Source organism: Kineosporia succinea, from assembly GCF_030811555.1.
In the GTDB taxonomy this organism is placed as follows: Bacteria; Actinomycetota; Actinomycetes; order Actinomycetales; family Kineosporiaceae; genus Kineosporia; species Kineosporia succinea.
In genome coordinates this window covers 1224225-1244046 of sequence record NZ_JAUSQZ010000001.1, presented here as the reverse complement: position 1 = coordinate 1244046, position 19822 = coordinate 1224225, and the positions used below count along the sequence as shown (strand labels likewise).

Below are 19822 nucleotides of genomic sequence, written 5' to 3'. Positions count from 1 at the left end.
ATGACCAGGGTGTACGTCCCGACCACGCTGTCCGCTCTGGCGGAGACGGCGAAACGTGGGGTGCTCAACCCGGGTGCGGCCGACAGCGCTCCGCTGCAGGCGCACGCCGTGACCGCCGCGATCCGTGAGTGGTACACCGACGACGACGTGGAGAGCCTCGAGTTCGCGGCCCTGACGGAGGCTGCCGAGGCGTCGCTGCGTCTGCTCGCCGCCGACCCGGCCAAACCCCGGCGCATCGTGCTGGCGCTCGACGTGCCCGCCAACTCCGTGAGTGCCGGTGGCTCCTACCGCTCGTCGATCACGCTCGACATCGAGGTGCCCCTGGCCGACGTGGTCAGCCTGCACGTCGACGAGCCGGAGTCCGAGGACATCGTGCTGGCGGCGATCGCGGCCCTGTCAGCGGCAGACGCCGGTGACGAGGACGCCCAGTTCGCGGTCGAGGAGGCCGGGGCGTGCGACCTGCTCTGGTACGACATCAGCGAGATCGACGACCTGATCGGCGACTGAGCCGAGGCCGCCGCGTCGGGACAGCGGCCGGCTGTGAGCCGTCGTGGCGCCGGGCGTTCGAAAGAGCCCGGCGCCGAACCGGTCACGCCTTCTCGGCGAGCCACTCCAGCCCGATGCGGCCCTCGGCGTCGATCGCGGCCCGCACCGCCGGCTCCGCGGCCTTCTCCACCTTGGCGCCGAACAGCGGCACCTTGGCCTTGAGATCACCCTCGACGCGTTCGGTGGTGCCGCCTGTCGCCGGGGCCAGCGCGAGCGTGCCGGTGAACCGCACCGGTGCCCCGCCGAGCTCCACGTCGATGCTGCCCGCACGGCTGCCGTCCGGTGCCGCCGGGCCCCACTTCTCGGTCTGGGTGACCGTGATGCTGGATCCCACGAATCCCCGGAAGGCCTCAGGGATGACGTCGGACGGAAGCGTACGGTGACTCACGATCACCGCTGAGTCGCCTTCCTGCTGCACCCGCACGTCCCAGGCGCCCTTGGAGATCTCCCCGGTCTTGCGCTCCTGGAAGGTCTGGTCCGTGAGCATGGCGTAGACCTCGCCCGGATCGGCGGGGTACTGCATGTCAGCGTTCACGCGCACGGGTGACACCCTTTCGGCTCATCCAGAAGATGGCCAGATCGAATCGACAACACTCCGGAGACGAGCGGACCGTGTAGTCGGCTGGTCGCCGTCGAAGGCAAGGGTAGGGTCACGGTCCGGGGGCCGCGCTTGCAGCGTGCCCACCGCGCACAGGGTTCTCTCTCACAGTTCTGGGGTGCCGCGTGATGTCGGGTCGAGCTACGACGCTGCCGACGATGGAAGGGGACAGGGAGGCGCTCCTCGCGGGCGCCCGCGAGGCCGGGCAGGAGCTGGCCTCGCAGGAACCACCAGGCGAGCAGCCACCGGACCCCGGTGAGTTCCTCCACCGCTACTACCGCAACGTGGCCGTCGACGACCTGCGTGCGCGTTCGTCGATCGACCTTGCCGGTCTGGCGTTCTCGCACCGCGACCTGGCTGGCGTTCGACCGCAGGGCACGGCTCTGGTGCGGGTGTTCACCCCGACCGCGGAGAACGAGGGCTGGTCGTGCGGGCACACCGTCATCGAGATCGTCGTCGAGGACATGCCGTTCCTCGTGGACTCGGTGAACGCGGAGCTCAACCGGCTCGGCTGCGAGCTCCAGATGACGATCCACCCGCAGTTCGTCGTGCGGCGTGACGTCACCGGCGCGATGCTCGAGATCCTCAGGGTCGAGCCGCACCTGGCTGCCTCCCGGGCCAACGGGGCCGCCGGCCCGACGTTGCCCCGTGACGCGCAGGCCGAGTCGTGGATCCACGTCGAGGTCGGACGCGAGACCGATCCGGAGCGGATCGCGGCCATGGAGCGTGGTCTGCGCCGGGTGCTCGACGACGTCCGCGTCGCGGTGGAGGACTGGCCCAAGATGCGGGCCACCGCCGACCGGATCGCCGCGCAGCTGCTGCAGACCGCGCCCGTCGGCCCGGCGCGTGCCGAGGTGGACGAGGGCGCGGAGCTGCTGCGCTGGCTCGCGGCCGGGCACTTCACGTTCATCGGCTACCGTGAGTACGACCTGGTCGAGCGGGACGGCGAGGACCTGCTGATCGCCCGCACCGGAACCGGTCTCGGGGTGCTGCGCCACGACCAGGACGCCCGCACGGCCGGTCGTCTGACCCCGAAGGCCCGGGTCAAGGCGCGGGAGAACTCGCTGCTGGTGCTGACCAAGGCCAACTCCCGGTCTACCGTTCACCGCGCCGGGTACCTCGACTACATCGGCGTGAAAGTGTTCGACGACCAGGGGCGGGTGACCGGCGAGCGGCGCTTCCTGGGCCTGTACGCCTCCACCGCCTACACGGCCGATGTGCGTGACGTGCCGGTGATCCGGCGCAAGGCCGAGGCCGTGCTGGCCGCCGGCGGATTCAGCGCGGACAGCCACTCGGGCAAGGATCTGCTGGAGATTCTCCAGGTCTACCCCCGCGACGAGCTGTTCGAGATCCACCCGGAGACGCTGGCCTGGGTCGCGATGACCGTGATGCAGCTGCAGGAGCGCCGCCGCACCCGTCTCTTCCTGCGGGTGGAGGACTACGGCCGCTACGTCTCCTGCCTGGTGTTCCTGCCGCGCGACCGTTACGTCACCTCCGTGCGCCTGGCCATCGAGCGGGTGCTGCGTGAGGCCATCGGGGCCAACACCGCCGACTACACCGCCCGCGTCACCGAGTCTGTGCTCGCGCGGCTGCACTTCGTGGTGCGGGTCGAACCCGGCGCCGCAGTACCCGAACTCGACCTGGCCGCGCTCGAGGAGCAGCTGGTCGAGCTGACCCGCAGCTGGGACGACGACTTCGCCGAGGCCGCCGCGCAGGAAGCCGGTGACATCGACGGCGCACGGCTGGTGCGGGAGTGGGGCGCCGGCATCGGCCAGGGTTACCGCGTCGACGTGGACCCCCGGACCGCGGTGGAGGACCTGCGCCGGCTGAACGGCATGCACTCCGCCGAGGGACGTTCCTCGGCGCTCGGGGTGAAGCTCTACGAGCCTCAGGACGCGGCGCCGGGCGAGCACCGATTCGTGCTCTACCGCAAGGAACCGCTGTCGCTCTCGGCCGTGCTGCCCTACCTCACGAACCTCGGCGTCGAGGTCGTGGACGAGCGCCCCTACGCGTTCAGCTCGGCCTCCGGCCGCAAGGGCTACATCTACGACTTCGGCCTGCGCGGTACCCGCCCGCCCGTGCCCGGGGCCCTGACCAGCTACGAGCGGCTGCACCGGCTCTTCTGCGAGGCCTTCGAGTCGGCCTGGTGGGGTGAGGCCGAGAGTGACGGCTTCGAGCGCCTCGTGCTCGCCGCCGGCCTCGACTGGCGTCAGGTCTCGGTGCTGCGCGGTTACGCCCGCTACCTGCGCCAGACCGGCTCGACGTTCGGTCAGGACTACATCGGCGACTGCCTGGTCTCGAACCCCGAGATCGCCGTGCTGCTGGTCGACCTCTTCGAGACCCGTTTCGATCCGGACCGGTTCGGGGGACAGGCCGCCAACGGCCTGGACACCGAAGGTCGCGGCACGGCCTCGGACGCCCTGGTCGCCAAGATCTCCGCGGCTCTGGACAACGTCTCCAGCCTGGACCAGGACCGCATCCTCCGGTCGTTCCTCGCTCTCGTGCAGGCGACCACCCGCACCAACCGCTACCTCCTCGAGGACGACGCCGAGCCCGCGACCGGCATCCGCCGGGCGCTCGCCTTCAAGCTGGACCCCCGTGCGGTGCCGGAACTCCCCGCCCCACGACCCGTGCACGAGATCTTCGTGTACTCGCCGTGGGTCGAGGGTGTGCATCTGCGCTTCGGTGCGGTCGCCCGTGGCGGCCTGCGCTGGAGCGACCGCCGCGAGGACTTCCGCACCGAGATCCTCGGACTGGTCAAGGCTCAGACGGTGAAGAACGCCGTGATCGTGCCGACCGGTGCCAAGGGCGGGTTCGTGGCCAAGCGGCTGCCCGACCCCTCGGTGGACCGCGACGCCTGGCTGGCCGAGGGCATCGCCTGCTACCGCAGTTTCATCGGCTCGCTGCTCGACGTCACCGACAACCGGGTGATGGAGAACGGCACCCAGCAGATCGTGCCCCCGCCCCGGGTGTTCCGCCACGACGGTGACGACAGCTACCTGGTCGTCGCGGCCGACAAGGGCACGGCCGCCTTCTCGGACCTGGCCAACGAGGTGGCCGCCGGTTACGGCTTCTGGCTCGGGGACGCCTTCGCCTCCGGAGGCTCGGTCGGCTACGACCACAAGGTCATGGGCATCACCGCCCGCGGCGCCTGGGAGAGCGTGGACCGGCACTTCCGCGAGATCGGCCACGACGTGGCCACGATGAGGACCACCGCGGTCGGTGTCGGCGACATGAGCGGCGACGTGTTCGGCAACGGCATGCTGCTGTCGAAGGCCCTCCAGCTCGTGGCGGCCTTCGACCACCGGCACATCTTCCTCGACCCCGATCCCGACCCGCAGGTCTCCTACGAGGAGCGCTCGCGGATGTTCCGCCTGCCCCGCTCCAGCTGGGCCGATTACGACACCTCGCTCATCAGTGAGGGCGGCGGCGTGCACCCCCGGACGGCCAAGTCGATCCCGATCAGCCCGCAGGTCGCGCAGCGCCTCGGGATCCCCGCCTCGCGCACCGCGATGCCCCCGAACGAGCTGATGAAGGCCATCCTGGCCGCCCCCGTCGACCTGCTCTGGAACGGCGGGATCGGTACCTACGTCAAGGCCTCCACCGAGAGCAACGGCGACGTGGGGGACAAGGCCAACGACGCCATCCGGCTGGACGGCCGTGACCTGCGGGCCCGGGTCGTGGGGGAGGGCGGCAACCTCGGTCTGACCCAGCTTGGCCGGGTGGAGGCGGCGCTCTGCGGCGTGCGCGTGAACACCGACGCCATCGACAACTCCGCCGGCGTGGACTGCTCCGACCACGAGGTCAACATCAAGATCCTGCTGGACGGGCTGGTCACCGCCGGGCGACTGGACGGGGCCCAGCGCAGCGAGCTGCTGGCCTCGATGACCGACGACGTGGCCCGGCTGGTGCTGCGCGACAACTACGAGCAGAACGTGCTGCTCGGCAACGCCCGCCGCCAGTCCCGTGGGATGCTGCCGGTGCACCAGCGCTTCATCCAGGCCCTCGAGGCCCGGGGCGCTCTGGACCGGGCCCTGGAGTACCTGCCGGACGACGCCACCATCGCTGAACGGCGTTCTGCCGAACTGGGTCTCACCTCGCCCGAGTTCTCGGTGCTCGTGGCCTACGCCAAGCTCACGCTCACCGAGGACATCGTCGACACCGACCTGCCCGACGACCCGTGGCTGGACCGGGTGCTCACCGGATACTTCCCGCCGCAGATCGGCAAGGCCTACGAGGACGCGCTCGCCGCGCACCCGCTGCGCCGCCAGATCGTGACCACCTGCCTGGTCAACGACATGGTCAACCGGGGCGGCATCACCTTCGCCTTCCGCTGCCAGGAGGAGACCGGCGCCGAGCCCGAGCAGATCGCCCGCGCCTACATCGTGGCCCGGGAGATCTTCGGGTTCGACGCCTTCGCCCGCTCGGTGGAGGCCCTCGACGGCCTGCTCTCCACCCACGACCAGGCCGGCCTCTACCTCGGCTTCCGCCGGTTGCTCGACCGGACGGTGCGCTGGTTCCTGCAGGCGGTGCCCGGCACGATCGACATCGCCGAGCAAGTGGCCCGGTTCGGCCCCGTGATCGCCGAACTGGCCCCGCAGATCCCCGAACTCGTGGCGGCCGAGCAGCGCACGGTACTGGGCGCGGAGATCGAGGAGTGGAAGCAGCGCGGCGTGCCCGAGCCCCTGGCCCGCCAGGCCGCCGGCCTGCTGACGCGCTACATGCTGCTGGACATCACCCAGATCGCGAACCGCCTGGGGACCGACCCCACGGAGGTGGCCCGGGTCTACCTCACCCTGTCGGAGCGCTACGACGGGCAGGCCCTGCTGCGCCGCATCTCGAGCCTGCCCCGGGGGGACCGCTGGCAGCTTCAGGCGCGTGCTTCGCTGCGGGCCGACCTCTACGCGGCGCTGGAGTCGCTGACCGTGGCCGTGCTCAGCAAGACCGGACCCGGGGAACCGGCCGACCGGATCGCGGAGTTCGACCGCGCGAACGGGGAGCGGGTGGCCCGGGTGCGCTCGACGCTCGACGACGTGGTGAGACTGCCCGCGGCGGACGTGGCGGCGCTCTCGGTGGTGCTGCGTTCGCTGCGAAGCGTCGTGTAGGCCCTTCATACACAGCAAACGCTCCGCGGGGCCCGGATGTGAGGTCCGCGACGGTACGACTTTCCCGTCGCGGCCTTCACGACCGGTGACCGGCAGCGCCGATGATTAGAGTGGCGCCATGCCCACGATGAAAGACCTGGTCGCGAAGCACACCGAACTCGGCCAGGCCGACCTCGAGTGGCTGCAGCTGCTCACCGGGGACTGGCAGCTGCTCTCCGACCTGTCCTTCGCCGACCTGGTGCTGTGGGTTCCCCGCAAGGGCGACGGCGGCTGGATCGCGGTGGCCCACTGCCGTCCCAGCACCGGTGTCACCGTCTACTACGACGACGTCGTCGGCATGGTGATCGACGCGGGCCGGCGTCCTCTGCTCGACCGGGCCTACGAGCAACTGCGCATCTGCCGGGAACGGGGCACGGACTACCAGGAAGACGTGACGGTGCGGGAGGAGACCGTGCCGGTGCTGCGCGCGGGCCGCGCCATCGCCGTCCTGGCCCGGCACACCAACCTCTCCGCCGCCCGGACCCCGAGCCGCCTCGAACTGACCTACCTGCAGTGCGCGGACGAGCTGACCCGGATGATCTGTGAAGGAGAGTTCCCGGCCCCCGGGGCTCCGAGCGGGCCCCGCCGCGGCGCTCCCCGCGTCGGTGACGGACTCATCCGCATGGACAAGGACGGCAAGGTCACCTACGCCAGTCCGAACGCCGTGTCCGCCCTGCACCGCCTCGGCCACTTCGGCGAGGTCGTCGACCACAGCCTCTCGGAGATCGTCACCTCGCTGCTCGACCAGCCTGGTCTGGTCGACGAGTCGCTGCCGCTGGTGCTCATGGGCCGCGCTCCCTGGCGCAGTCATATCGAGAACCACGGCGCCACGCTGTCGATGCGGGCGGTCCCGCTCAAGACGGCGGGAGAGCGCACGGGGGCGCTGCTCCTGGTACGGGAGATCTCCGAGCTGCGGCGTCGCGAGCAGGAACTGCTCACCAAGGATGCGACAATCCGCGAGGTCCACCACCGGGTCAAGAACAACCTGCAGACCGTCGCCGCCCTGCTGCGCCTGCAGGCCCGCCGTATCAAGTCGTCCGAGGGCCGAGACGCCCTGCAGGAGGCCATGCGCCGCGTCTCCACGATCGCCCTGGTGCACGAGACCTTGTCCGAAGGGTTCGGGGAGAAGGTCGACTTCGACGACGTCGTGGGCCGCACGCTGTCCCTGGCGGTCGAGCTGGCGTCCCCGTCGAACTCGGTGAAGATCCGCCGGGAGGGGCGTTTCGGCGAACTGTCGGCCGAGAACGCGACTCCGCTCGCCCTCGTCCTCACCGAGCTGGTGACCAACGCCGTGGAGCACGGCTTCCGCGACCGTGGGGGAACGGTCACGCTGATCGTGGAGCGCGACGGCGCCGAGCTGCGCACGACGATCCGCGACGACGGCAGTGGTCTGCCCGAGGAGTTCCGGGCCGGGCAGTCGGGTCTGGGCACCCAGATCGTGCAGGCCCTGGTGAGCGGGGAGATGCGGGGACGCATCACCTGGGAACGCGGGCCGGAGGGCGGCACCGACGTCGTCGTCGAGGTGACCTTGCGCAAGGTGAAGGCGAGCCTGTCCCCGGAGGACGCGGCGGAGGCCTGAAAGCCCTGGCAAACACACGATGTCCCGGGCATCCGTACGAGGATGCTCCGGGACATGCAGTGACCGGCAGGCCGGGTGACGATCGTTGCCCGGCTTCGGTTCCCGTTGATGAGCGGAAACCTGTTACGGACTAATAACGTTCGCGATGGTGCCGTGGGTGCCGGTGCTCGTTCACCGGGCGGGGCTGTAGCTCCCTGGTACAGGGGGACTTTCGCACCGTGATCGGCGTGATGCTGACCGTTGTTCTGGTTTGCATCACCTCAGTGCTTCTGTCGCGGGCTGTATGACTCAACCGCGGCAGTCGCCGGTTCGGCGGACGGAACGTGTGTTGCCTGGTGAAACCGATGTCGCCGAGAAACGGGCGACGGGTACTGCGATCGATCGACTGCTGACGTCCCGGTGGCCGAACGCCGATTGTGTCGGCAGATCGTCCGAACGTTCTTGAGTGACCGCAGTACCCGCGCCGGCCTGGTCTACGGTGCGCTGACCCTGGAGGTCAGCTGGCGCGACGGGCCCGAGCGTTGCGGCGCTTCAGCGCGCGGCGCTCGTCCTCCGAGAGGCCACCCCAGACACCGGCGTCCTGGCCGGAGTCGATGGCCCAACGAAGGCACGTCTCGACGACCTCACAGCGACGGCAAACAGCCTTGGCTTCCTCGATCTGAAGGATCGCGGGGCCAGTGTTCCCGATCGGGAAGAACAGCTCCGGGTCCTCCTCGAGGCAAGCAGCCTCATGGCGCCAATCCATGGGATCGTCCACTCCTCACGCCCGGGTGGGCGGTCGTATACGGTTGGAGGCACAGCGGCAGACGCTGTTCCTCTTTGGGTGTGTGGCCTGCCCCCGGTTTGCGGGATGTGGCCGGTGCGACCGAGTGACCCGGTCGTCGGTGTTCGCGATTCACTCGCTCCCACCGGATCTAACAACAAGCCTCACACGCTTGTGCCCGCGTTCACAAGGGTTTTCCCCGAGTGATCTGAGCTATGTGTCGTTGCCCTCGGTCACGATGCAGGACTGTAGTCGTTAGAACACGCTGCGTATATACATTGCTGGTCATTGCTCTCGGCAGAATCTGCCTGGTCGGACGCCGGTTCGCATCGGCTGTGTCCGTTCTGTGACCCACGGTGTGGGGCAAAGAACGCGTTTGGTGAACGTGTTCGCACGGCCCGTACATTCCTGAGTGCGCGCCGTGAAAGACCCAGAAGAGTGGTGTCAGGATTCTTCTGGGTGTTCAACGCAGAGTGATCCGTTGCCTTGTTCGACCCTTATATTGACGCACTCGCGCCGTGTTCGCAGGCCGAAGTGCCCAAAAGACCCCAATGGGGCCGACTGAGTGCATCGCCGCAAGAATGGCTTTCAAAGCCTTAAGTCTGGGCTGATGTGCCGCTGACATTCGTTGCTGCGCAACGAACCTCGGGCTCGGGGAACCGTGTCGGGTTCGGTTTTCAGCGTACCGGGTTTAATCGCTATCGGGTAAATGGATGATGAGAGGGAGGATGTGTCTGATGGCGAGCCAGGAAAGCCCGGCGGACCGCGGCGAGGTCGACGAGGGCCGGGACGGTCTGCGCCTGCTGGTGGCCGTGCTGGTCGGTGTCGAGGCGGTGGCACTGCTGGCCGGGGCCGTGGCCCTGGTGATCGAGGGGGTGGGGGCCGAGCGCCCGGCGAACGACATCGGGCTGGCCGTCGTGGCCGCCGTGATCGGCGTGGCCCTGGCCGGCTGCGCGCGGGCCATTCGTAGCGGCGCCCGCTGGACCAGGGGCCCGGTGATCACCTGGCAGCTGCTCCAGGCCGGGGTCGGCATGCCGGTGTCCGCGAGCAGCCTCTGGTACGTGGGGATCCCCATCCTGGCGGTGGCCGTCGTCGTGGGGTTCCTCGTCGCGGGGCGTCATGTGATCACGAGGGACGAGCAGCGCACCTGACGCACGGACGCACCCGTGCGGGGGTGCACGGGTGCGTCGGGTGTTTCGGGGCCTTACGGGGCTTCTGAGGGCATCGAGGGGCGCCTACAGCTCCTGGGTCAGCCCGCTGCGAAGGATGTTCAGGCTCTTGGTCAGGAGCCGGGACACGTGCATCTGGGAGACGCCCACCTCGGCGGCGATCTGGGACTGCGAGAGCCCCTTGCCGAACCGGAGCTCGAGGATGCGCTGTTCCCGCTCCGGCAGACGGGCCAGCAGGGGGCGCAGGGTCTCGCGCTGCTCGACCAGCTCCAGGCCGGCGTCCTCGAACGCCTTGCCCATCCGGTCCGATTCCTCGGCGGTCGTGGGCAGTGGCACCGTGATGTAGGCGCTCGCCGTGTCGAGCGCCTCGATCACCAGGTCGGCGTCGACGTCGAGGTAGTGGGCGATCTCCTGGACGGTGGGGGAGCGGTCGAGGGTGTGGGTGAGGGTTTCGCGGGCTTCGGAGACGCGGCGGCCGAGGTCTTGGATGCGGCGGGGGATGCGCATGGCCCAGCCGCGGTCGCGGAAGTGGCGGCGGATCTCTCCGACGATGGTGGGGACGGCGAAGGCGGCGAAGGCTCCGCGGGTGGGATCGAAGCGGTCGACGGCGTGCAGGAGGCCGATGGTTCCGACTTGTACGAGGTCGTCGTAGGGTTCGCCGCGGCCCTTGAAGCGCTGGGCGAGGTGGTGCACGAGGGGGAGGTGGGCCTCGATCACGGTGCGGCGCAGCTGCTGGTACTGCGGATCCGTCTTCGGCAGGGCGGACAGGCGCAGCAGATCGGGATCGGCTGGAGGGTCTTCGTCGCGCTCGTCGTCGCGGACGTGCCGCCCCCGTCGCCGGCCGGGGTCGTCGTCGGTCGGCTGGTCGGCGCCACTCTCGCGGAGCCGGGCGGCGACGGATCTTGCGGTGTCGGCCGGTCTCGCGGTGTCGGCCGGCTGGGCGGCAGATCTGCGGTGAGGGGCGGGGGCGGTCGGGGCCGGCTCCTGGCCGGTCAAGCTGTCTGCCTCGGGAAGGGCCTGGCCCTCCAGCGAGTCGGCGTCGGGCCCGGGGGCGGCGGCCACGGTCTCGACACCGGTCTCCGGGTCGTCTCGCCGTGGTGTTCGCTGCAGCACGCTGAGTTTCGTCTCCTGCTGCTGGATCACTGGTCTCCCCGTCCGACGTACGTCAGCTTGATCCACGCGCCGTTCTCCCCGGAGCCGGTGACGACCTTGCCGGCCAGGGCCTGCAGCACCGACCAGGCATAGCTGTTCCCTTCGGGGAGCCGGTCGAGCGGGCCGGTGATGAGGATCGACAGGGTGCCGCTCCCCGGCGGCCCCACCTCGAAACCGGCGTGGATCGCGCGGCCCGCGTGAGCCCGGCCCTGCAACAGGAGCGAGCACGCCTCGTCGACCGCGATGCGTAGGTCTTCGATCTCGTCCAGCGTCAGGTCGAGCCGCGTCGCCAGACCGGCGGTCGCCGTGCGGACCATCGCCAGGTAGGCGGGATCGGCGGGGACCCGCAGATCAACGGTGCCCGTGCACCGGAGGATCTCGGAGCGGCTGCCGAGCGAAATCGTGCCCACACCCTTCCTGGACCATGCGGAACGCGCAGCGCTGTAGCGGTGTGCGGTTCGTCCATTACTGAACGAGACCAATGTCACCATGCGGCAAGGATAGAACACACTGAGTTGTGCTTGTCGCGGTAACTGAAGCACTAGGCCGAGCCATTTCTGGCGCCAAGTAGCTCTATGTCACAACCTGCTGGACGTTGTTCGCTTACCGTCACAAGGGTCTCGTCGGCGGCCTGAGAGTGATGGGCCACGTGCGCGAGGTTGCGTCTTGTCGCTGTGCGGAACCGCCTGGAAATCCGCAGCGGTCCTTCCTCGAACGTGTCCCGCTCCGTCAGTGCATCACGCGTGGTGCCGGTCGGTGCACCCCCGCGCGGTGCGGAGCGGCGTGAGGGCAGTGAGGGATCAGCGCCGGCGACGGGACAGGAGGCGTCGGACCGCATCGATCAGCAGGTTGCCCTGACCGAACCCGGCTCCGAATCCCCTGCCGAAGCCCTGCCCGAACTTTTGGTGCGAAACCGCGTCCGCCGACTGCTGGGGGACGTAGGTGGGCATCCCGTGGTCGACGTGAGTGCTGTTCACATGGACGTGGGAACTCTCGGCCGATCCCTCGATCGTCATGCATCCACTTTCTCACCGGATCCCCTCTGCGCCACCTGTCGTCGGAAGCGCGATCTGCACGGAGGTCAGCTCCCCGTGCGTCACCAGAACGCCTCGTCCCGGCGGTCCGGGGGTGTACCGCTCGACGCGGACGCCGAGGACCTCACCGTCCGCCGGCGAGGGCGTTCCCAGGATGAGCCCCTGCTGTGACGCCCGGGCCAGAGTGAGCACGCCGCGGTAGGCGCCCGCGATCTCAAGCCCCGACGTGGTGACGACGAGGTGCCCTGCCTGATCGTGGGTTTCGCTCAGATGAGCGGCCAGGACTTCGAGCAGTTCTGTGTCGTCGCGCGTCGGGGGCGGTGACTCCATCAGGACCACACAATCGGGATGACGACGGAGGTGAGCCGCGAGTTCATCGACAGCCTGGGGCCGCTGTGCTGTGCGTCCGGTGACGAAACACGTCGGGACACCTGCCTCGCGGAGTCCCTCGGCCAGAGACAGCAGAGCCGTGGTGCGACCGGAACCTCGGGCGCCGAGAACCGGCGTCACCGGAGCGGCGCCGACGTCCAGCGTCACGGTGCGGGCCTGTTCGCCACCGATGCCGATGGGTACCCGCAAGCGCGAAGGACGGTCAGACCGGATCAGTGAGGCACGGGAGACACTCCTCGGAAGGGCGGGGACGGACCAGGCACTGTCTTCGGACGCACTCGAACATCTTTCGTGGGACGGGGGTCTGGCGACCTGCATGAGATGGAACCCGCTCCGGTCCGAAGCCAGCCAGGCGCCCCGGCCCGGGGGACCGGCGCCCCGCGCGAGTTCGGCGGGAACGCCGACCATCATCGCGTCGGCGGGATCCGGCAGGCCCAGGACGAGCCGGTGCGGGAAGAGCGACGAGTACGGGCCGGTGAGCAGTGAGACCGGGCCGATGACGGCGAGATGGATTCCCGACGCCGGTCCCTCGCGAAGCAGGGTCACCAGGGCGTCGAGCAGTGGTGCGTGGCCAGGATCGGACCAGGCCGAAATCATGCTGTCCCAGCCGTCGACGAGCAGGAGCAGCGGATCTGCAGAACGCTCGGCACCTCGCCGCCGGTGCAGTTCGCGCTGCAATCGCCGCATCATGCGCCCTGCCCGCTCGGCGTCGTCGGGACGTACGACAGCATGAGCCAGCCCGGTCCGTTCCAGATCCCCGAGGTGACCGGCGCCGTCGAGAACGTATGTGTGGACGCGCCTGGGCACCTCGCGAGTGAGGGAGTCGCGAGCCGCGACGGTACTCAGCGTGCGCAGAACACCGGAGCGACCGGAACGAGCCCCGCCCACGACGGCCAGGTGGCCGGCCTCGAGATCCCATCGGACGGGATCATGACACTGCCGATCGGGCAGATCCGCGAGGCCGAGGAGCAGGTGGCCGGGGTACAGGTGGCCGGGGTGCACGGCCGAAGCCAGATCATCCAGGGAGAGATCGGTCGGCAGCTCGGGCAACCATGGCGCCCGGGCGGGGACGAGGCCCGCCGCGGCCGCGGCGGATCGGGCTGCGGACACCAACCGCTCGAGGTCGCTCGTATCAGCGAGTGGTGCGTCGGGAATCGCAGACGAATCCTGCATCAGGCGGACCACCGGCACGGACAGGTCTGCGCCGGCCGGTGCGTGCCCGGTCGCCTGGGCGGTCTGGAACTCCACGGGCGCGTCCGCCCCGATCCTCAGCAAGGCTCGTCCCGGGACTGCGGGAAGCCGGGCAGCGGCCGCGTCGGCGATCAGGTCCTGCGAGTCGCCGGCGTCGCGCACTCGCAGGGCGATGCGCAGATTGACGTTCGCCGCGATGTCGGGTGAGACCACGCCCGCCGGGCGTTGCGTCGCCAGAACGAGGTGGACTCCCAGCGATCGACCGACCGTGGCGATCCGCACCAGTCCGCTGACGAACTCGGGCAGTTCTTCGGCCAGGACCCGGAACTCGTCGACGACCACCACGAGCCGCGGCATCGGTTCGAGAGTGGGGTCTGCGGTGCGGGTGCTCGCGTAACCGTCGATGTCGGCGCTGCCGGCCTGCAGGAGCAGCCGTTCGCGGCGCCGGAGTTCGGCGTCGAAGGACGACAAAGCGCGCCGCGCCGACCTTGGATCGAGATCGGTGAGTACAGCGCCCACGTGGGGGAGATCGGCGCAGGAGTGGAACGCGGCCCCGCCCTTGTAGTCGACGAGGAGAAGCGTGACGTGTTCAGGTGAGGATCCGGCGGCCAGCGATGCGATGAGCGTCTGCAGCAGTTCGGACTTGCCGGATCCGGTCGTCCCGCCGACGAGGACGTGGGGGCCGTCCTTGCGCAGATCGACGGTCACCGGACCCGCTGCGGCAAGGCCGAGAACCGCGACCGGAGCACGATTCGATCGCCAGATCCGGACGAGTGAAGCAGCCTCGAACGGATCTGGATGCTCGGTCGTCCGCAACAGCTCGGGCAGCCGAACCCGGGCGGGGACGTCATGCCGTTGATCGGGTGTCGCGTCTCGCAGTGGGGCGAGGTCCCGGGCCAGACGAGCAGCCCAGTCCGGGCCGGCCAGGTCGGGGGCGAAGGAGAGAGGGGACGATCCCGCTCGGTCCAGCGTCGCGGTGAGCAGGACGCCGAAGGGCTCCGCGCCGGTGAGCGCGACAGTGGCCGAGCATTCGAGCGGCAGGGATGACTCGTCGTGTTCCAGGCAGATCACGATGACCCGGTGCTCGTGATGGCCGTGCGGTACGCCGGCCATTTCCGGCCGAGCCTCTTCACGGGCCGAGGTGAGGAGCGCTGCCACATCGGCTCGGCGGCGCAGGCGAAAGGCGCCGTCGAGGATGACGATCCGAAATCTGTGGAGCGCGAGAAGGTCATCGGTATCACCGGGTGAGTGGTGCGGTAGCCAGCTCAGCCATTCCCAGTCGGACACCGCGTTCTTCGTGGGGTGGCCCTGCTGCAACGAGATCATGAGATCGAGCGGTGAGTGCAGCACCGCCAGCTGGCCGATGATCGCCCGGGCCATCCCCAGGACGACCGCCCTCGGGCCGCTGACCCCGAGCACCGGGAAGTCCAGGAGACTGATGGCCACGGGCACGTCCGGATGCAGGGGCTCGGTGTCGTCGGCGCGTGAGGAAGCCAGGTCTCGCACCCTCACCCCGGACACCTCGGCGCCACGCCCCAACCTCACGGTCAGTGCGGCGGGATCGTCGTGGGTGCGCATCCACAGCTCGTCGGTGGGGACTCGAGCGGTGGTGGCCATGCGGGCCAGATCCGGACGGGTGCGTTCCAGATATTCGGAGTCGTCGAGAACGGCCGCAGCCAAGGCTTGCTCGGCCTTCTGCAGAGCCGATCGGTGGAGCTCGAGTTCGTGCCGTCGCTCCCGGGATGTGCGCCGCCCGTCTGACAGGTACTGAGCCAGCATCAGGGCCGGACTCATGACGGCGATCAACAGGTAGACGGGTTGCCGCCAGACGAGTGCCAGAGGAGTCGCGATGAGGAGCGGCGCGAGCGTCATCAGCCAGGGAAGTCTCTGACGAGGCGCCTGCGGAGGAAGGGCTGGAAGGTCAATCACCGCACGTGGTCTCGGAGGCGATATGGACGAGCGCCTGTTCACCAGAAGGTGTCCCTGTCCGTCCGGGGAGCTCGTCGCGGTTGGCCGGGTAGGTCCTCTCAAAGCGAGAGTCGTGGCGCCCAGGTGGATCGGACGATCGAGCTCCAGAGGCTGCGCGTGCGGGCCGGCGGGTTCCTGATCGACCCGAGTGCCGTTGACGGAGGTCAGATCCCGGACATGCACGCCCGTCTCGCTGATGGATATTTCGGCATGGCGTCGGGAAAGAGTGGGGTCACAGATGGACAGGCCCTCGGGGGAGTGGCGGCCGATCGCGAGAGGACGGCCGGGGACGATGGGGTGGATGACACCTGCGTCAGGCCCAGCGGTCACGTGGATCTCAAGAACCCCAGAAGGTCTGTCTGATGGCTGGTCTCGTGGAGCGAGGACGAGCGTCGCGCCCTGGATCAGGGGTGGGAGTCCCAAGGGCTGGCTCGCCGGAACCATGTGGCCGTTGCACCGGAACTGAGATGAGGAGGTAGGAACTGGGTGAGCCGGAAGTGTGGCCAGGAGCTGCTGGGTCACCTTGCCCAGCGCAAGGCCCGGCCTTCCTTCGATCTCGATATTCACTGCCGTCACCTCAATCTCGGAGAGCATCACCGTGAGCCGGAGTCGCATGTCCATGATTGTGCGTCCTTGGCCAGGAGGTGCCTGACCGCCTGTGGATAACTTGTTGCAGAACTTCCCGATTCGGCCTTCTGCGTTAAAACTGTGGATAACTCACGCGAGGTCTGTACGGGTTTCGTATGCTGCCGCTCATGGGTCGGTGTGACGCGGTCGCGCCGGGGGAGATTCGGCCCAGGCAATCGGGGGAGGGGAGACGGTGGATGCTGTCTCGATCGTGTCAGGTGAGGTCCGTGAGTACATCCGGCGGGAAGGCATTGACCCGAGCCGGGATTCGGCTACCTTGCGGCGTCTGGTCGAGTCCATGGTGGCGGCCTACGACGAGCGCTCACTGACCCGGGCGCTGCCTCCGTTGGCCGATGCCGGGGTGGCGGTCAAGCGGGTGCTCGACGAATTTGCCGGATTCGGTGCGCTGCAGCGCTATCTCGATGATCCGTCGGTCGAGGAGATCTGGGTCAACGATCCCGGCCGGGTGTTCGTTGCACGGTCGGGTGTTAGCGAACTGACCACCACGATCTTCACCGAGCAGGAAGTGCGCGACCTTGTCGAGCGCATGCTGAAACACTCCGGCCGCCGGGTTGACCTCGCCAGTCCGTTCGTCGATGCGATGCTGCCCGACGGATCGCGTCTGCATGTGGTGATACCGGACATCACCCGGAACTCCTATGCGGTGAACATCCGCAAGTTCACGGTGGTCTCGAACCGGCTCGATGATCTGGTGGCCCTGGGAACACTGCCGCCACAGGCCGCCGAGTTCCTGGCCGCCTCGGTTCTGGCGGGGCTGAACATCCTGGTCAGCGGGGGCACCCAGGCCGGTAAGACCACGCTCCTCAACTGTCTCCTCGGCGCCGTGCCGTCGCACGAGCGGGTCATCACCTGCGAAGAGGTGTTCGAGCTCAAAGTGCCACTCAGAGACGCGGTGGCGATGCAGTGCCGCCAGCCCAGTCTCGAGGGAACCGGAGAAATTCCCCTGCGGAGACTCGTGAAGGAGGCGCTGCGGATGCGGCCCAGCCGACTCGTGGTCGGTGAGGTGCGCCAGGCCGAGAGCCTCGATCTCTTGCTCGCCCTGAACAGTGGACTCCCCGGAATGGCCACGGTCCATGCCAATTCGGCGCGGGAGGCGGTGATGAAGATGTGCACGCTCCCGCTGCTGGCCGGTGAGAACGTCAGCGCGCGCTTCATCGTGCCGACGGTGGCGAGCTCCGTGGACCTGGTGGTGCAGATTCGTCTGGACCTGGACGGCCGACGTCGCGTGACCGAGATCGTGGGAGTTCCGGGCCGGGTCGAGGGTGACGTCATCGAGACGACCGAGATCTTCGGCCGGCGTGACGATCGACTGGTGCGGGCTGAGGGGTACCCGCCCCATCAGGACAGGTACACCCGTGCCGGCGTCGACCTCGCCGGGGTGCTGCGTGGGGGCTGGAGGTGATCGCATGGGCGCGCTGCTCGGTATGACCGCAGGTGTGGGGCTGTTCCTGATCTGGTGGTCCTGCTGGCAGGCAGAACCGCGAAAGCGCTCGGGAGAAGTCGGCCTCGGGTTCCGGCGTCTGCGGGAGCTTCTCAAAGAGGCTGATCTGTCGTCGGTCTCGGTCACGGCCTTTCTGGCGCTGTGCGCAGTAGCCGGAATCGGAACCGGTCTCGCGGTGCTGGCAGTCACCGGGGTGCTCTCGGTTGCCACCTGCTTCGCGATGATTGCTGGTTGGGCGCCCTGGGCCGCGGTACGTGGACGGGCCCGCCGTCGTCGGCAGAGGTTTCGCGAGCTCTGGCCCGACGTCGTCGACAACCTTGCCTCGGGCGTTCGGGCCGGGCTCTCCCTTCCTGAGGCGCTGGGTGCCCTCGGGGAGCGTGGGCCGGAACCACTTCGTCCGCCATTTCGATCGTTCGCTCGGGATTACCGCCTGACCGGTAGCTTCGCCGACTCGCTGGAAGGACTCAAAGCCCGGCTGGCCGACCCGGTCGGAGACCGGCTCTGTGAGGCGCTGCGCATCACCCGGGAGGTTGGCGGTTCTGATCTGGGGCGGCTCCTGCGCAACCTGTCGACATTCATGCGTGACGACGCACGGGTGCGTTCGGAGCTCGAGGCCAGGCAGAGCTGGACCGTCTCGGCGGCCCGGCTGGCAGTCTCCGCTCCGTGGCTGGTGCTGGCGCTTCTCTCGACAAAACCCGAGTCGGTGCAGGCTTACGAGAGCGCGACCGGAACGCTGGTGCTCGTCGTCGGCGCGGCCGTTTCCGTGGTGGCCTACCGGCTGATGACCGTGATCGGCCGGATCCCGGAAGAACGACGGGTGCTGCGCTGATGTCCGCGCTGGGAGCGCTGGTCGGGGCCTCGGTCGGCCTCGGTGCGTGGTTGGTGCTGCTGGGGGTGCCGTGGCGCCGTCGTCCGACGCTCGACCAGCGTCTGGCTCCCTACCTGCGGGGCGGGCCGCTGGCCATCGTCGAATTGAGGCATTCGGGAACGGCGTTCGGCGAGCTGGCGGTTCTCGCGCTGGACCGGGCACAGCGGGGCGTAGCGCGGATCAGTGGGGGCAACGCGTCGGTAGAGAGACGTCTTCAGCAACTGGGGACGAGCCTGTCGGTCGAACAGTTCCGGGCCCAGCAGGTCCTGGCGGGCGCGGTGGGCACCGGTGCCGGGGCGGGTGCCGCTGCGCTGCTGGCTACCGGGAACGGTCTGAGCGTGGTGTCGCTCGTGGGTCTCGTGGTGATCGGCATGCTACTCGGTGTGCTCGGGAGGGACCAGGCGCTGGACTGGCAAGTGCGTCGCCGGAAACAGCGGATCCTGACAGAGTTTCCCGCCGTGGCCGAGATTCTTGCCCTGGCCGTCGGAGCCGGGGAGGGGCCGCTCGGTGCGCTCGACCGGGTAGCGCGCACCTGCAATGGCGACCTACCGGCTGAGATCCGCCGGACTCTGGCCGATGCTCGCACGGGGCGGTCGCTGAGCGAGGCGCTGAACGATCTGGCGGACCGCACGTCGATACCGAGTCTCGCGCGTTTCGTGGACGGAATTGTCGTCGCTGTCGAGAGGGGGACGCCCCTGGCCGACGTGCTGCGGGCACAAGCGCAAGACGTCCGGGAGCTGACCCGGCGCCGTCTCATGGAGTCGGGCGGACGGCGGGAAATTGGCGCCATGGTGCCGGTCGTGTTCCTGATCTTGCCGGTCACGGTGTTGTTCGCTCTGTACCCCGGTCTGGCGGTACTGGAGCTCACAGTCTGATCCACCCTGGGCGAGAAGTGCTCGGGTGACAAAGGAAACGGGGGATCCACAGGTGAAGATCGGTCTGCACGGTGCAACAAACCCGGCGCGGGAAGCGCGGGCGGCTCCAGGGCCGGTGACAGTCCTGGCCGCGAACCAGACGGGGACAAACACAGTGACGAGGAGGCATAAGGGGAGACCAGCAGGCCGGCTGTGGAATGGCGAGGAGGCGGGCCCCGGAGCGGTCCGGAATCTGCCGCACCACTGTGCTGCCTGGAGCGTGACCCGTCTGCATCTGATCCGCACGCGCTGGCCACGTGCCGATGACGATCGCGGTGATGTGCCGGGCTGGGTGCTGGTCACTCTCATGACGGCCGGACTGGTCGTCGCGCTGTGGGGTGCGGCGGGTCAGCGGCTCGTGCAGGTTTTCAACGACTCCGTGGACAACGTCGTCGGTGGCCCCTGAAGTGACGCGAC

Annotated in this window: 14 protein-coding genes; 8 read left to right on the top strand and 6 right to left on the bottom strand. The window is 68.8% G+C overall.

Translation table 11 applies throughout. The features are described from left to right. Window positions 1-507 carry a DUF6912 family protein gene (locus tag J2S57_RS05620; RefSeq protein ID WP_307239076.1) on the top strand — a complete coding sequence of 169 codons (507 nt, stop codon included), beginning with the start codon at window positions 1-3 and terminating at the stop codon, window positions 505-507. An 82-nt stretch (window positions 508-589) separates the two neighbouring features. Here the strand turns inward: J2S57_RS05620 and J2S57_RS05615 are convergent, their stop codons facing one another. Further along, complete coding sequence (locus tag J2S57_RS05615; protein ID WP_307239074.1) at window positions 590-1087, bottom strand: DUF2505 domain-containing protein; 498 nt, start codon at window positions 1085-1087, stop codon at window positions 590-592. 215 nt (window positions 1088-1302) lie between these two features. On the opposite strand from J2S57_RS05615, the gene J2S57_RS05610 reads away from it, so the two are divergent. After that, window positions 1303-6249, top strand: a complete 4947-nt coding sequence (locus J2S57_RS05610) for an NAD-glutamate dehydrogenase (RefSeq protein WP_307239072.1) — start codon at window positions 1303-1305, stop codon at window positions 6247-6249. Window positions 6250-6367: 118 nt separating this feature from the next. After that, on the top strand, window positions 6368-7867 hold the full coding sequence (locus J2S57_RS05605) for a sensor histidine kinase (protein WP_307239070.1): 1500 nt from the start codon (window positions 6368-6370) through the stop codon (window positions 7865-7867). Window positions 7868-8363: 496 nt separating this feature from the next. Here the strand turns inward: J2S57_RS05605 and J2S57_RS05600 are convergent, their stop codons facing one another. Then, complete coding sequence (locus J2S57_RS05600) at window positions 8364-8612, bottom strand: WhiB family transcriptional regulator (protein WP_052535954.1); 249 nt, start codon at window positions 8610-8612, stop codon at window positions 8364-8366. A gap of 755 nt (window positions 8613-9367) precedes the next feature. On the opposite strand from J2S57_RS05600, the gene J2S57_RS05595 reads away from it, so the two are divergent. Then, window positions 9368-9781, top strand: coding sequence for a hypothetical protein (locus tag J2S57_RS05595; RefSeq protein ID WP_307239068.1), 414 nt, complete (start codon window positions 9368-9370; stop codon window positions 9779-9781). An 84-nt stretch (window positions 9782-9865) separates the two neighbouring features. Here the strand turns inward: J2S57_RS05595 and J2S57_RS05590 are convergent, their stop codons facing one another. The 4 genes from J2S57_RS05590 to J2S57_RS05575 form a co-directional block, all read right to left on the bottom strand. Beyond that, window positions 9866-10942 carry a SigB/SigF/SigG family RNA polymerase sigma factor gene (locus tag J2S57_RS05590; RefSeq protein WP_307239065.1) on the bottom strand — a complete coding sequence of 359 codons (1077 nt, stop codon included), beginning with the start codon at window positions 10940-10942 and terminating at the stop codon, window positions 9866-9868. Beyond that, window positions 10939-11361 (bottom strand): ATP-binding protein, encoded by a 423-nt coding sequence (locus J2S57_RS05585; protein ID WP_307239063.1) that lies wholly within the window; start codon window positions 11359-11361, stop codon window positions 10939-10941. The genes J2S57_RS05590 and J2S57_RS05585 overlap by 4 nt, the downstream gene beginning before the upstream one ends. A gap of 390 nt (window positions 11362-11751) precedes the next feature. Beyond that, window positions 11752-11967 carry a hypothetical protein gene (locus J2S57_RS05580; RefSeq protein WP_307239061.1) on the bottom strand — a complete coding sequence of 72 codons (216 nt, stop codon included), beginning with the start codon at window positions 11965-11967 and terminating at the stop codon, window positions 11752-11754. Window positions 11968-11979: 12 nt separating this feature from the next. Continuing rightward, the gene (locus tag J2S57_RS05575) at window positions 11980-16155 is read right to left on the bottom strand and encodes an FtsK/SpoIIIE domain-containing protein (RefSeq protein ID WP_307239060.1); all 4176 of its coding nucleotides are present in this window, start codon (window positions 16153-16155) and stop codon (window positions 11980-11982) included. Window positions 16156-16354: 199 nt separating this feature from the next. On the opposite strand from J2S57_RS05575, the gene J2S57_RS05570 reads away from it, so the two are divergent. From J2S57_RS05570 to J2S57_RS35290, 4 genes are all read left to right on the top strand, one after another. Beyond that, on the top strand, window positions 16355-17584 hold the full coding sequence (locus J2S57_RS05570; RefSeq protein ID WP_307239058.1) for a TadA family conjugal transfer-associated ATPase: 1230 nt from the start codon (window positions 16355-16357) through the stop codon (window positions 17582-17584). Window positions 17585-17588: 4 nt separating this feature from the next. After that, window positions 17589-18452, top strand: a complete 864-nt coding sequence (locus tag J2S57_RS05565) for a type II secretion system F family protein (protein WP_307239056.1) — start codon at window positions 17589-17591, stop codon at window positions 18450-18452. Beyond that, window positions 18452-19366, top strand: a complete 915-nt coding sequence (locus tag J2S57_RS05560; RefSeq protein ID WP_307239054.1) for a type II secretion system F family protein — start codon at window positions 18452-18454, stop codon at window positions 19364-19366. Before J2S57_RS05565 ends, J2S57_RS05560 begins: the two co-directional genes overlap by 1 nt. A gap of 259 nt (window positions 19367-19625) precedes the next feature. Then, window positions 19626-19811, top strand: coding sequence for a hypothetical protein (locus J2S57_RS35290; protein WP_370882573.1), 186 nt, complete (start codon window positions 19626-19628; stop codon window positions 19809-19811). The last annotated feature ends 11 nt before the right edge of the window (window positions 19812-19822 follow it).

Excerpts from the sequence above, each read along its gene's own strand:
- J2S57_RS05610 (WP_307239072.1), top strand. The coding sequence starts at position 1,303 with ATGGAAGGGGACAGGGAGGCGCTCCTCGCGGGCGCCCGCGAGGCCGGG.
- J2S57_RS05620 (WP_307239076.1), top strand. The coding sequence starts at position 1 with ATGACCAGGGTGTACGTCCCGACCACGCTGTCCGCTCTGGCGGAGACG.
- J2S57_RS05595 (WP_307239068.1), top strand. The coding sequence starts at position 9,368 with ATGGCGAGCCAGGAAAGCCCGGCGGACCGCGGCGAGGTCGACGAGGGC.
- J2S57_RS05575 (WP_307239060.1), bottom strand. The coding sequence starts at position 16,155 with ATGGACATGCGACTCCGGCTCACGGTGATGCTCTCCGAGATTGAGGTG.
- J2S57_RS05580 (WP_307239061.1), bottom strand. The coding sequence starts at position 11,967 with ATGACGATCGAGGGATCGGCCGAGAGTTCCCACGTCCATGTGAACAGC.
- J2S57_RS05565 (WP_307239056.1), top strand. The coding sequence starts at position 17,589 with ATGGGCGCGCTGCTCGGTATGACCGCAGGTGTGGGGCTGTTCCTGATC.
- J2S57_RS05605 (WP_307239070.1), top strand. The coding sequence starts at position 6,368 with ATGCCCACGATGAAAGACCTGGTCGCGAAGCACACCGAACTCGGCCAG.
- J2S57_RS05560 (WP_307239054.1), top strand. The coding sequence starts at position 18,452 with ATGTCCGCGCTGGGAGCGCTGGTCGGGGCCTCGGTCGGCCTCGGTGCG.
- J2S57_RS05600 (WP_052535954.1), bottom strand. The coding sequence starts at position 8,612 with ATGGATTGGCGCCATGAGGCTGCTTGCCTCGAGGAGGACCCGGAGCTG.